This window comes from uncultured Hymenobacter sp. (assembly GCF_964243305.1).
Lineage (GTDB): Bacteria > Bacteroidota > Bacteroidia > Cytophagales > Hymenobacteraceae > Hymenobacter.
The window spans coordinates 1-12,744 of sequence record NZ_CAXTEF010000001.1; the positions used below are offsets into that span (position 1 = coordinate 1).

The 12,744-nt window shown below is 61.6% G+C and carries 10 protein-coding genes; 3 read left to right on the forward strand and 7 right to left on the reverse strand.

Annotated elements, in window-relative coordinates:
* On the reverse strand, positions 1-1,705 hold a 1,705-nt coding region (locus ACFE70_RS00005; protein WP_375415650.1), incomplete at its 3' end, for a hypothetical protein.
* A 1,702-nt stretch (positions 1,706-3,407) separates the two neighbouring features.
* On the opposite strand from ACFE70_RS00005, the gene ACFE70_RS00010 reads away from it, so the two are divergent.
* Positions 3,408-4,133, forward strand: coding sequence for a YetF domain-containing protein (locus ACFE70_RS00010; protein ID WP_375415651.1), 726 nt, complete (start codon positions 3,408-3,410; stop codon positions 4,131-4,133).
* Positions 4,134-4,163: 30 nt separating this feature from the next.
* Here ACFE70_RS00010 and uvrB read toward each other — a convergent pair whose 3' ends face one another.
* The 4 genes from uvrB to ACFE70_RS00030 all read right to left on the reverse strand — a co-directional run bounded on the left by uvrB (position 4,164) and on the right by ACFE70_RS00030 (position 8,894).
* Positions 4,164-6,209 carry an excinuclease ABC subunit UvrB gene (gene uvrB / locus ACFE70_RS00015; protein ID WP_375415652.1) on the reverse strand — a complete coding sequence of 682 codons (2,046 nt, stop codon included), beginning with the start codon at positions 6,207-6,209 and terminating at the stop codon, positions 4,164-4,166.
* 112 nt (positions 6,210-6,321) lie between these two features.
* Entirely contained in the window at positions 6,322-6,450 is a 129-nt protein-coding gene (locus tag ACFE70_RS00020; RefSeq protein WP_375415653.1) for a hypothetical protein, read from the reverse strand.
* A gap of 148 nt (positions 6,451-6,598) precedes the next feature.
* Positions 6,599-8,218, reverse strand: a complete 1,620-nt coding sequence (locus tag ACFE70_RS00025) for a hypothetical protein (RefSeq protein WP_375415654.1) — start codon at positions 8,216-8,218, stop codon at positions 6,599-6,601.
* Positions 8,196-8,894, reverse strand: a complete 699-nt coding sequence (locus ACFE70_RS00030; protein ID WP_375415655.1) for an RNA polymerase sigma factor — start codon at positions 8,892-8,894, stop codon at positions 8,196-8,198. Before ACFE70_RS00030 ends, ACFE70_RS00025 begins: the two co-directional genes overlap by 23 nt.
* Before the next feature lie 349 nt (positions 8,895-9,243).
* Between ACFE70_RS00030 and wrbA the strand changes: the two genes are divergently transcribed.
* Positions 9,244-9,870, forward strand: coding sequence for an NAD(P)H:quinone oxidoreductase (gene wrbA / locus ACFE70_RS00035; RefSeq protein WP_375415656.1), 627 nt, complete (start codon positions 9,244-9,246; stop codon positions 9,868-9,870).
* 134 nt (positions 9,871-10,004) lie between these two features.
* Here the strand turns inward: wrbA and ACFE70_RS00040 are convergent, their stop codons facing one another.
* The gene (locus tag ACFE70_RS00040) at positions 10,005-10,754 is read right to left on the reverse strand and encodes a shikimate dehydrogenase family protein (protein WP_375415657.1); all 750 of its coding nucleotides are present in this window, start codon (positions 10,752-10,754) and stop codon (positions 10,005-10,007) included.
* Between the two features lie 68 nt (positions 10,755-10,822).
* Complete coding sequence (locus tag ACFE70_RS00045) at positions 10,823-11,509, reverse strand: DedA family protein (RefSeq protein WP_375415658.1); 687 nt, start codon at positions 11,507-11,509, stop codon at positions 10,823-10,825.
* A 200-nt stretch (positions 11,510-11,709) separates the two neighbouring features.
* Between ACFE70_RS00045 and ACFE70_RS00050 the strand changes: the two genes are divergently transcribed.
* Entirely contained in the window at positions 11,710-12,633 is a 924-nt protein-coding gene (locus ACFE70_RS00050; RefSeq protein WP_375415659.1) for a bestrophin family protein, read from the forward strand.
* Positions 12,634-12,744 lie beyond the last annotated feature (111 nt).

Below are 12,744 nucleotides of genomic sequence, written 5' to 3' on the forward strand. Positions count from 1 at the left end.
CAGGGGGAGTTGGCGGAGCAGGCGGAGTGGGGGCAGCAGGGGGAGTAGGCGGCGCCGGGGGGGTAGGCGGAGCAGGCGGAGTGGGGGCAGCAGGGGGAGTAGGCGGCGCGGGGGGGGCAGGAGGGGTAGGTGGAGCAGGTGGTGTGGGTGCGCTGCCGGCCGTTTCGCTGAAGAAGCTGGGCGTCGTGGTCAGGGCAATGCTCTGGGCTGCCTGGGCGGTCTGGGCGTTGGTAGCGGCGTAGTTCCACTCGTAGCGCCGCACGCCGGCCAGGTTCCAGGCCGCCGGAAAGGAATAGGTGGCGCTGGCCGATTCCACATTGTCCGTCAGGGCCTTGGCCCACAATACGTACAGGTAGCTGCCATCCTTGCGGAAGGCGGCCCCATCTACGCCGGCGGGCAGGCTCAGCGCGGCGGTGCGGGCCGGGTCGTAGAAATAGCCGTAGAGCAGCTTCGACGTGGTGGCAAACGCCTTGCCTAGCTGCGTCGACCGTTGGGCGCCGGGCGCGTCGCGGCGCAGGCTTTCGTAAAGGCCCATCAGCCCAATCTCGTCGTCGCCCGATACCGTCTGGCCAACGGCCGGGGCGCTTACGCCTTCCGCGATGGCGAAGAAGTAGAGCTGCCGGATATTCTGCTTCTGGGCCAGCACCAGGGTCTTGATGCCGAAGTTGCGCTGCATCTCGTCCGAGCCCGTGCGGGTGCCGGAGGTGCGGCGGCCGATGTTGGTTTCTGTCATCAGCAGCTGCTTGGCTGGATATCTCGTGCCGTCGTAGCCGTACTTGGTCAGCACGGCGAGCATAGCGTCCTTTTCCACCATCACCCGGTTGGCGGCGTAGTCGGAGGTGCGGCGGTAGCGCATCCCGCCCACGCCGTTGTCCCAGTAGTGGAGCGAGTAGGCGGGGTAGGAGTGAAAGCTCAGCGCGTCGAGGTAAGCGCCGGCAGCGCGGGGGTAGGCGGCCGTTACGGTGCCATTAACGGGGTTGTCGGTGTAGCGCAGCAGCGCGTCCACGAACTGCGGATATCCTACCCCCCCCGTGGTGATGTAAGCCTCCGGATGATACTTCTTAATCACCTCGTAGCTGATGCGCAGCATCCGCACGTAGTGGAAGATGGGCGCCTGCATATTGGTCAGCTCACTGGGCCGGGGCGCGCGGGTCAGCCACACATCCTTGTCATAGGCAAACGTGAAGTCAGGCTCGTTCACGATTTCCCAGAAGCGCACCTTGTCGCCGTAAATCTGCAGCAGCCGGTAGAGGTAGTTAGCGTAGTAGTTGTTCGGGTTAACTGAGCCGTCCGGATTCCAGATGGGCTCGTACAAATGGGCAAACAGCTTCGACTGCGCCGAGCCGCCCGGATACACCGTCTTGTCGCGGTGCGCCTCCGACGGCCCCTCCACGAAGCAGGTTATTTCCCGCATTCCATACCTGTTAACGTAATCGGTGAAAGTGCTCGAGCGCACCGAGTAGCCATACTGCTCGACAAAGCGGTCGGGCAGCGTGGGCCGCACCGAGTGGCCGTTGAGGTCCTGAGCGATGCTGGCCAGCCGCTCATCGGTCCAGGCGCTGTTGTAGTAGCCCAGGTTGATGCCGTACTGAAACGGCTCATTATAAGGCCGCACGTACTCGTTAGCCGTCCGGGCTGGCGCCTGTCCCTGGGCCCGGAAAATAAAGCTGTGAATAAGGAGCAGTAGGAGTAATGAGTATTTCAAAGCGAATGGGATTTAAGAGTGAAAGTTATTTATTATTAAAAGATTTAGCTTATTAGTAAAGTACAAATCTAACGAAATTATTGGAATGCGGACTAAAAATTAAAAAAGATATCAATCGAAGTTGCCCCTCCTTAAAAATGCCCTTTCGACTACTTGATTGCTACTTGAAGCCGAAAGAACTTATGATTATAAATTTTATTTGCTGAATGCAGTGTTGAAATAATAGAAAGAAATAGTGCAAATAAATGCTAGAGATTATTTAACTCGTTCGTAGTAGTCAGGCAGCATTAAGTGTGGCGCACGGTCCCGGTAGGAGCCGATTTGCCGGCAGCAACGGCTTGGTCTGAGCGGCCAAGCGAGCGGTCAGGCAAGAGGGCTGGTCCCAGCCTGGATGCCAAGTGCTGCCTGAGCGAGAGAAAAGTCCGGGTAGTCAGCGTTGGTCGCCGGGCCGCGTAGTGGAGCGGGCGTGTTCCGCGAGCATTCGCGTCCTGGCCGGCGCAGTGCCTACCACCGCTCAGGGCTGCCTAGCTGCGTTGATCGGCGCTGGTGGTCAGACGCTGGCAACACCGCAGGGTCTGGGCGAAATCAGCTTCCGAAACGAAGTCTGAACGACTGCTGGGCCCACCTATCGGGGCTGATAAGCTGCCGGATTTCGTTAAGCGTCGCTTAATTTTTTTGCTTGAGGTCTTGACAAGCTAAATTTAATTCTTATATTTGTCCCATTCGCCGGCAAACGGCCGCGTTTACCTTGTAGAATGGTGAAACTGGCAGACATACCCTCCTCTCTCGAGGGCGGAGATAAGGGATAAAGTGGCTTCGCGGCCGGCTAACTGCTCCTTGGAGGTTCGAGTCCTTCTTCTACAGCTTCAGTGCTAGCTTTTTAAGCTATGACGACGGTCTTTTGCCCGTTGGCCCGCGCCAGTTTTCCAAAGTGAAACAGGCGCTTTTCGGAGCCGGTATCTGGTTTGCCGGCGTTCACCTGAGGGGCCTCCGCCCTTCAGGCGACTTGCTAGTTGTCAAGCCCTCTCTTGGCAAAACACAATTATTTTTTCTGGCCCCACGCTTTTCATAGCTGAAGCACCTTCTGAAAATGCGTTGCTAAAAGCGCGCGGCGCCCAAGTCTGAGGGCTTCGAAGCCGGGACTGCGCCAAGGCGCTACAACCCAGGGCATGGCTGGGCAGGACTAGCCAAACAAACGCTGAGTTAAATTCAGCCGCCTTGCTTTTCGCCTACCCCCCCTGAGTGCCAACCTGCTTACGCTACCCGCGGCGGCCGGCGCTGAGGGCTGCCGCGGCATCGTTGAGACGCCCAAGGGCAGCGTAATAAGTTTGCCTATGGCCCCTAAAGCGCGCTCTTTGTGCTCAGGGACGCCCTGCCCGACGGCAGCAGCCTGGATGATTTCGGTTTCGTGCCTGCCACCACCGGTCGGGCTCAAGGTGCTGGGGCGGGCTGATGCCCGGCAGGCAGTCAGGCTGGTGGCCGCGGGCGAGCAGGCGTTTCAGTCACTGGCTCCCGCCGCGTAGCGCCCACAGCCCTGACGCTGCCGGATGCTATTTGGCCGGCTGGCCAATTCCCTACCCCCTACCAGCCATCAACGTCCGGCGGGGGGGTAGGGAATTGGCCAGCCGGCCAGTCAAATAGTCTGGTGCCGACCGCCAAGCTTAACAACGGGCTGGCAGCAAGTTGCGTTAGCGGGGCCACTATGGTCACTGCCTTTTTTCTCGCCGCCGATATCATACCCTTCGATTGGCAGCGTATTCTGTGGTCGGACGATGCGCCGCCGCTGTTTCTGCTCGAAGTGGTGTTGCGCTGCGTCATCACCTACCTGCTTATTATCGGGGCACTGCGCGTGACGGGCCGGCGCGGCGTGCGGCAGCTGTCCTTGTTTGAGCTGAGCATCATTCTGGCCCTGGGCTCAGCTGCCGGCGACACCATGCTCTACGACGATACGCCAGTGCTGCACGCCGTGGTGGTCTTTGTGATCGTGGCCGCCCTGTACCGAATGTTTAACTGGGCCACTGAGAAGTATCCGTCCTTTTCGGACTGGCTGGAAGGCAAGCCCCAGCTCCTGGTTGAGGAAGGCTGCGTCAAGTGGGATACGTTCAACCGCCAGAACATCACCCAAAAAGAGCTGTTCGGCGAGTTGCGGCAGCTTCAGGTCGAGCACCTGGGGCAGGTGCGGCGGGCCTACATCGAGGCAACGGGCCACTTCAGTATTTACTTTTATAACGATGATGAAGTGAAGCCTGGCTTGCCCATCTGGCCCGAACGCCTCGAAAAAGCCAGCCGCCGCGCCGAAGAAGCCGGCTACCATGCCTGCACCTGCTGCGGCCAAGTCCAGGAATTGCCCCGCGGCGGCACCGCCCGCTGCCCGGTGTGCCAGGACGACCAATGGCTTGCGGCCAATGATGCGACCCGCGTCGCATAAGGGGGGTAGGGAATTATTACTCTAGTTGCCTTAGTCGCGCTTGCCTTTGAGCATGACGCGCAGCGCGGCCAACTCGTCGCGCAGCTTGGCGGCCTGCAGAAAGTCCAACTCCTTGGCGGCGGCTTCCATTCGCTTCTCGGTGGTTTTGATGAGCTTTTCCAGCTCCGGGCGGGTCATCATGGCTACCACAGGCTCGGCGGCCAGGGCCAGCGTGGCGGTGTCGCCGCTGTCGGGGCCAGCGTAGCTCTGGGCCTCAACCACGCGGTAGTCGGCTAGGTCAGTCTGGCCCATGATTTCGGCGTGGCTCTTGCGCACGGTGCGCGGCGTGATGCCGTGCTCCTGGTTATAAGCCAGCTGCGTGGCGCGGCGGCGGTTAGTTTCGTCGATGGCGCGCTGCATCGAGCCAGTGATGCGGTCGGCATACATGATGACCTTGCCGCGGTCATTTCGCGCCGCACGGCCCATCGTTTGAATCAGGCTTCTTTGGTCCCGTAAAAAGCCTTCCTTGTCGGCATCGAGGATGGCGACCAAGCTCACTTCCGGCAAGTCCAAGCCTTCGCGCAGGAGGTTGACGCCGATAAGCACGTCGATTTCGCCCAGGCGCAGGCGGCGCAGAATCTCCACCCGGTCCAGGGTCTTCACGTCGGAGTGCACGTATTCGACCTTGATGCCGAGGCGGTCCATGTACTTGCTCAGCTCCTCAGCCATGCGTTTGGTCAGGGTCGTCACCAGCACCCGGTCGCCCATTTTCACGCGGTTGTCTACTTCATCCAGCAGGTCATCCACCTGATTTGAGCTGGGCCGGATGTCGATTTCAGGGTCCAGCAAGCCCGTGGGGCGGATAATCTGCTCCACGATGATGCCACCCGACTGCTCCAGCTCATAGTCGGCCGGCGTGGCCGACACGAACACCGCTTGCTGGTACATGCTCTCGAACTCATTGAAGGTCAGCGGCCGGTTGTCCATCGCCGAAGGCAAACGAAAGCCGTACTCGACGAGCGCGGTTTTGCGGCTGCGGTCGCCGCCCCACATGGCCCGAATCTGGGGCATGGTGGCGTGGCTTTCATCCACCACTAACAGATAGTCGGCGGGAAAATAATCGAGCAGGCAGAACGGCCGCGCGCCGGGCTCACGCCGGTCGAAGTAGCGCGAGTAGTTCTCGATGCCGGAGCAGTAGCCCAGCTCCCGAATCATCTCCAAATCAAACTCGGTGCGCTCCTGAATGCGCTTGGCCTCGGAGTCGCGGCCTTCCTTCTCGAAGTAGCTGTGTTGCGCCACCATGTCGAACTGAATCTCCTTGATGGCTTGGTGCAGCGTCTCCTTGCCGGTCACGAACAGGTTGGCGGGGTAGAGCGTGACCGACTTCTCATCGGTCAGCTTCTTGCCGCTTACCGGGTCAATCTTCTGGATGGCCTCAATCTCATCGCCAAAGAAGTAAATGCGATACGCAAAGTCGGCGTAGGCCGGAAACACGTCTACTGTGTCGCCCTTGACGCGGAACGTGCCGCGCGAAAACTCCACCTCGGTGCGCGAGTACAGGATTTGCACGAACTGGTAGAGCAGGTTATTACGCGAGTAGCGCAGGCCCGGCGCCAGGTAAATCACGTTTTTGCTGAACTCCTCCGGGTTGCCGATGCCATAGATGCACGAGACGGACGCCACCACAATCACATCGCGCCGCCCACTGAGCAGCGTGGACGTGGTGTGCAGCCGCAGCTTTTCGATTTCTTCGTTGATGGCCAGGTCTTTCTCAATGAAAACGTCGGTGCTGGCGATGTAGGCCTCCGGCTGGTAGTAGTCGTAGTAGCTGATGTAGTACTCGACGGCGTTGTGCGGAAAAAACGACTTGAACTCGCCGTAGAGCTGGGCGGCCAGCGTCTTGTTGTGGCACAGCACCAGGGCCGGCTTGCCGGTTTCGGCAATCACGTTGGCCATCGTGAACGTCTTGCCGGTGCCGGTGGCGCCGAGCAGCACCTGCGCCGGCTCGCCATTGTTCACGCCTTCGACGAGCTTGGCAATGGCCGTGGGCTGGTCGCCGGTGGGCTTGAATTCCGAAGTCAGCTGGTACTTGTCCATGCGGGAAAGATAAGCGGCCGAACTGGGCCGTCTGGACTAACCCCGCCGCTGCGGTTTGGGTTTCTTGGCTTCCGGAAAAAGCCTGCCGGCAGCCCTACCCCCCCCCCTTCTGCTACAGCCGGCGCATCAGGTAGAGGCTGGCGCCGCCGCTGCGGCCGGGCGCGGCGGGCTGCCGCTGTCTGCTCAGGAGCCCAATCAGCAGCAGAAACGCTGCCAGTACGAACTGGAAAGGCTTTTTCATGGCTGAAGAAGGAGATGAAGAAAAGAGATGAATGAAAATCAATTCTTAATTCTCCGGTGCAACTGCTCGCGCCGGCTTGATTGTCCAGGGGTGCTCCTGGCCAGCAACCAAGCGGGCGGGCTGCTCCTCTAGCCAGCAGCGATAACGACTACTGCGCCTTCGGGCCGCGCCCAAACTCTACCGTCGCTTCCAGCCCGAAGCTGTAGGGCCGGCTTTGGCTGAGAAAATTCTGCGCTGGGTGCGCGTTCAGCGACCACAGGCCGCCCTCGGCCACGGGGCCCAGGCTCAGGGTGTAGTCGTGGCCGGCGGGCCGAAACTGCACGCCCACCGCCCCGCGCACCGTGCCCAGCACCCGCCGGTAGGGCGTGCTGGCCGACGTCAGCTTGTAGGTGCGGGTAGCTTCGGGGTTGCCGGCCACCTCGGTGCGGCTCGTGAGCAGGGCGCTTACGACGGCCCCGAGGCGGCCGTAAAGCGAGAACCCGGTTTTAATGGAGTTGGCGTAGCGCAGCTCCAGCGGCAGGCCGACCGTACGGTAGCGGGCGCTCGTGGCCTGGCGCGGGCCACCCCCCAGGGGCTGGCTCAGGTCGGGCACCTGCTCACCGGTGAAGATGTAGGACGTGGCCGAACGCGACTCCAGCTGCGCGACTTCCAGGCCGGTTTCCAGGCTCCAGTGGCCGCGCAGGCGGCGGCTGGCTTGCAGGCGCAGGCGCTGGCTGAAGCCGGGCCGCTGCTGGGCGCGGTATTCGGCCGCGGCGGCTTCGCTCAGGGCGGGGGAGTTGTCGCCCAATGCCGGGTTGTAGGGCGGCTGAACATCAGCCACGCCCCCCCGCGCGAAGTTTACGTTCGCCTGAAACAGGCCCGCGCTATAGCCCACGCCCAGCCGCCAGCGCCGCGCCAGCCCAGTCGGGCTTTCGGAAGTTGAGGTGGCCAGCAGGGGCAGGGGGGTAGGCAGCGGCTGCCTAGGGACCGGCGCGAGGCTCGTCGGCACACCGCTCAGCAACGACAGCGCCGTAAGCTGGCCGGCCGCCGCTGCAAGCTCGGCTGTTGGGGTCGAGGCGGCCGACGCCGGCTCCGTGCCGCCCGTGCCAGGCTGAGCAGCGGCGACGTCCGGGCGATATTGCCCCGTGACCCCAACCGCGCTGGTAGAAGTGGCTGGGCGGGCAAACCTGCCTTGCTCGTTTGCGGCAGAACCCTGCTCCGGCGGGCGCAGCGTCACTACGGCGGCGCGCGCGGTCGTTGACCGGCCAGTTGCGCCGGCTAGTCGTCCATCAGAATCAGCCTGACCAGCTTGCCGCCCGGTAGAAGAAGCCGACTTTAGCCGTGCCACTGGCCGGCGGCCCGACCGACTTGCTTGGCTGGCCAGCAGGCGCCCAGACTGGTCAGTCGTTGGGGCTGAGCTGGTGGCCGGTGTCGGTGTGGCAGCGGTAGCTGGCGCGGCGGCGCGGTCTGACAGCTGATTCCCTACCCCCCTCCCGGCGCCCAAGTCCGCCGGGCCAGCAGCAGCAGCAGTAGCACTCGCCTCGGTGGGCTGAAAATCGCGGTGGGACCACCAGCCCGTGCCGGCCAGCGTGGCCAGCAGCAGGCTGGCTGCCGCCAGCCAGCGCGTGGCGCGCAGGCGGCGGCGGTAGGTTTCGTTTTCGGCCAGCAGCAGGGTATTGTCCACCTGCTCCCACACGCGCGCGGCCGGCGGCACTGCCGCCCCGGCCAGGTGGTGCCGAAACAGCTCCTCGAGGCTGCCAGTCGGCTTAGTCGGTTCCTGATTCTTCATCTTGGGTAGGTAGAGTTGGGCTATAAGATTTGGTTGAGGGGTGATGGGAAGTGCCCAGGCGGGCCAGCTTGGTTTGCAGGATGACGCGGGCCCGCGAGTACTGCGACTTACTGGTGCCCTCCGAGATGCTCAGCAGCTCTCCAATTTCGCGGTGCGTGTAGCCCTCGATGGCGTAGAGGTTGAACACGAGCTGGTAGCGCGGGGCCAGCTGCTGCACCACCTCCAGCAGCTCGGCGTAGGCGTAAGAGCTGAGCGTAAACTCCTCGCTGGCCAGCGCCACCGGGTAGTCGCCGTCGCTCACGGCCACCAGCGGGGCGTTGCGGCGGTGCTGGCGCAGGGCCGCGTTTATCATGATGCGCCGAATCCAGAACTCCAGCGGGCACTCGCGCCGGAAGCCGCTCAGCGTCCGGAACACGGTCACGAAGCCTTCCTGCAAAATGTCTTCGGCCTCAAAGCTGGTTTGGGCGTAGCGCAAGCACACGGCCATCATGCGGGACGCGTAGCGGTCATAGAGTTGTTTCTGAGCCGCGCGCTCGCCGCGCAGGCAGGCCGTAATCAGCTGCTCTTCCGAGGCGGCCGTGGCCGGAGTGGGGCGGCTCAGCGTCAGGCGCGGCGCGGCGGGCTGCTCGTTGGCCTGGTCGTCGGCCCCAAAAGCGGGCCAGCTAACCGCGCTCATGCCGCAGACCGGTGGGCCCCGGCCGCTAGCTGCCGGGCCCGTCCCCGCAAATCCCTACCCCCTCCTTGTAAAGCAAGCTTCATAAATACGGCGTCGAAAGCCTGGAAAGATAAGCGTACGCCCGCCCGGATTGTCGCCGCCGCGTCGTAATTAAGCAGAGGCTGCTCCGTGGTCCAGCGTTGCATACCACTAGTAGTATTTAGCAAAAAGCAAAAATAACCAGCTCACTGAAAAGCAGTTAGCGAAGTCGGGTTGGCTATACAAAACCATGTTGATACATTTGATGTACATACATTAATTAAATCAGTGCTCTAACTTTTCTTCTCATTTTCTCCTCAAAACCAACCCCATGAAGACCCTCGTTCTATTTTATTCGACCTATGGCCACCTCTGGAAAATGGCCGAAGCCGTCGCCGAAGGCGCCCGTCAGGTCGAAGGCAATGAGGTAGTGGTGAAGCGCGTGCGCGAAACCCTGCCGGCCGAGCTGCTGGATAAAATTCACGCCACTGAGGCCCAAAAAGCCTTTGCCCACGTGCCCATCGCTACGCCCGAAGAGCTGGAGCAGTATGATGCCATCATCTTCGGCACACCCACCCGCTACGGCAACGTGGCCAGCCAGATGCAGGCCTATCTAGACGCCACCGGCGGCCTTTGGGCCCGCGGCGCCCTGGTTGGCAAGGTCGGCGGCGCGTTCGTGGGCACGGCTACCCAGCACGGCGGCCAGGAAACCACCATCCGCTCGTTCCACACCGAGCTGTTTCACCACGGCTTCGTGGTAGTGGGCCTGCCCTACGCCTGGCAGGGCCAGAACGGCCACGAAACCGTGACCGGCGGCACGCCCTACGGCGCCAGCACCATCACCGGCGGCCAGGGCGAGCGCCAGCCCAGCGAGAATGAGCTGGAAGGCGCCCGCTTTCAGGGCCGGCACACGGCCGAAATCGCTCGGAAGCTGGCCCCCGTAGCGCAGCCCGCCTAAAGCCGGAAGCGGCCCCTGGCGCTGAGCTGATTTCCCTACCCCCCTCCCCCGAAGGAAGGCCGCTCCTGACAAGAAGCGGCCTTCCTTCGGGGGAGGGGGGTAGGAGTTTTTGCTGGTACTGCCTGAACAAAGCGTTAGTGCTCCCAGATGACCCAAGCGGCTTCGGCCTGCCGGCACAGCATGTCGAAGCCATTTTTGGTTTGGGCGCCGGCTTCCCGGCCTTGGCGCAAAAACAAGGTTTCGGCGGGGTTATAAATCAAGTCGTACAGAAAATGCTGCTCGCCGAGCGCGGCGTAGAGCAAGGGCGGGCACTCCTCGATGGCCGGATAAGTGCCCACGGGTGTGGCGTTGATAATGAGCTGATGAGCGCGCAGCAACTCAGGCGTCAGGTCGTCGTAGGTGAGGCCGGTGCGCAGCGGGTCGCGCGACACCAGCCAGTAGCCGATGCCCAGCTCGCGCAAACCCACCTCCACGGCCTTGGCCGCGCCGCCCGTGCCCAGTATCAGGGCCCGGAGGGCGCCGTCGCGCAACAGGTCGGCGGGCAGAAAGCCGGGCAGCGAGTCCCGGAAGCCGAGGTAGTCGGTGTTGTGCCCCACCAGCCGCCCGTCGGGCCGAAACTCAATCACATTCACCGCCCCCACCCGCCCGGCCGAGGGCGCTACTTCATCGAGGTAGGGCCAGATATGCTCCTTGTAGGGCACGGTCACATTCAGGCCGCGCAGCTCCGGGTGGGCGGCCACCAGCGCGGGCAGTTCGGTCGGGCTTTCCAGCTCAAACAGCTCGTAGCGGTGCTCGTCGAGGTGCAATTGGCTGAACTTCTGGGTGAAGTAGGTTTGGGAAAACGAGTGGCCCAGGCGCCGGCCGATAAGTCCGTACTGGGGCATGGGGCGGGGAGAGGGGGGTAGGGAATGAAAGTGGAAGGACCGGCTTTTTTGCGAAGAGAACCAAGACGCTAGGCGTTTTCGCCGCTCCCTACCCCCCGGTTGCCGCTCAGCTTGCCCCGCAGGTAGGAGAGCACCGCTGGCAGCACCGACAACAGAACGATGCCGTAGATAACGATGGTGAAATTGTCGCGCACCCACGGAATGTTGCCCAGCAGGTAGCCCGCCAGCGTCAGCGAAATCACCCACAGCAGCGCCCCAATAATGCTGTAGCTCAGGAAGTGGCGGTACTTCATGGTGCCCACGCCCGCCACAAACGGCGCGAACGTGCGTACGATGGGCACGAACCGGGCCATGATAACAGTCTTGCCGCCGTGCTTGGCGTAGAAAGCCTGAGTTTGCTCTAAGTACTTGCGGTTAAAGAGCTTGAAGTCCTCGCGGAACACGCGCGGCCCCAGGTAGTCGCCGATGAAGTAGTTCAGATTATCACCCAAAAAGGCCGCCAGCAGCAGCAGCGGAATCAGGTACACCAGGTGCAGCAGCGTTTCGGCCGAGCCCGGCTTAGGCAAGGCTGCCAGCGTGCCGGCCACGAACAAAAGCGAGTCGCCGGGCAGAAAGGGGAAGATGACAATCCCGGTTTCGGTGAAAATAATGAGAAACAGAATCAGATACGTCCAGGCGCCGTAGTCGTGCACCACGTTCAGCAGGGTTTTGTCGAGGTGCAGAACAAGGTCGAAAAAGTGCTTGAGCAGTTCCATGCGCGGCAATGAAGTAAGCTGCAAAGTAACGGGATGCGCAGCGGAAGCGAGCGCTCAGCCAGCGCCTGACTTCCCTATCCCCCTGCCTGGCTTCAACCCCGGAATCGTGGCGCGATTTTCGTGTGCGCCAGCTCCGCTTCTCCCACCGTCGGACCTGGCCCTTTTCCTGCTCTTCTCGCCTCTGCAAAAACGCTACTCCTGTGATTGTCTATAAAACTGGGGACTGGTGGAAAGCTATCTGGCACTTCCACACCTCCGAGGTCATCCGGGAGCTGTTGCGCCGGGTGGCCCTGGTGGGCCTCTACAACACGCTGATTGCCTTCTGGGTCCTGGAGTATCATCACCCGATGATGAACATCAGCCGCGAGTACTTCTCGTTTCTGGGCATTTTGCTGAGCCTGCTGCTCGTGTTTCGCACCAACACAGCCTACGACCGCTACTACGAAGGGCGTCGGCTCTGGGGGCAGCTGGTGTCGCACTGCCGCGGCCTGGCCCAGGAGCTGAACGCGCTGCTGCCCAGGGAAGCGAAATCGAACCGCCGCTACTACGCGGCTCTCATCTCCAACTTTCCCATCGCCCTCAAGGGCGCCCTGCGCGAGGGTGTGCAGTTTCATCAGCTCGAAGCCACCCCCGACATCATCGACCGGCTGCGCGCTGCCGAAAGCGTGACCACCACTATCGTGGCCGTGCTCATGGAAAGCCTGGAGCAACTGCGCCACGTCGAAGCCTTCGACCCGATGCACTTCCTCACCATCAAGCCCCATTTCTTGGGCATGATGGAAGTCAATGGCTCCTGTGAGCGCATCCGTGCTACGCCCATCCCGTTCTCCTACAGCTTTTTCATCAAGGCCTTCATTACGATTTTTATCCTCGTAATGCCCTTCGTGCTGCTCTCAACCACGGGCTACTGGATGATTCCTATCACTATGTTCGGCGCCTACGCCCTGCTCGGGCTGGAAATGATTGGCAACGAAATTGAAAACCCATTCGGGCGCGACTCCAACGATCTGCCCATCACGCAGTTGGCCAATAAAATCCGAGTCAGCGTCCACGATGTGCTGGGCGTCGAGCTGGCCGAGTCAAAGAAAGCCCTGGCTTCCGTGCCTTACAGCGTAGTTCATTAAGTATACCTTAACGCAGAGTACTACCCTGTTAATCCTTGGCGCATTAGTAGAGAGTTGTGGTAACTAGCACAAAATTAGTGATAAAAAATACATAAATTATTTAACTATGTT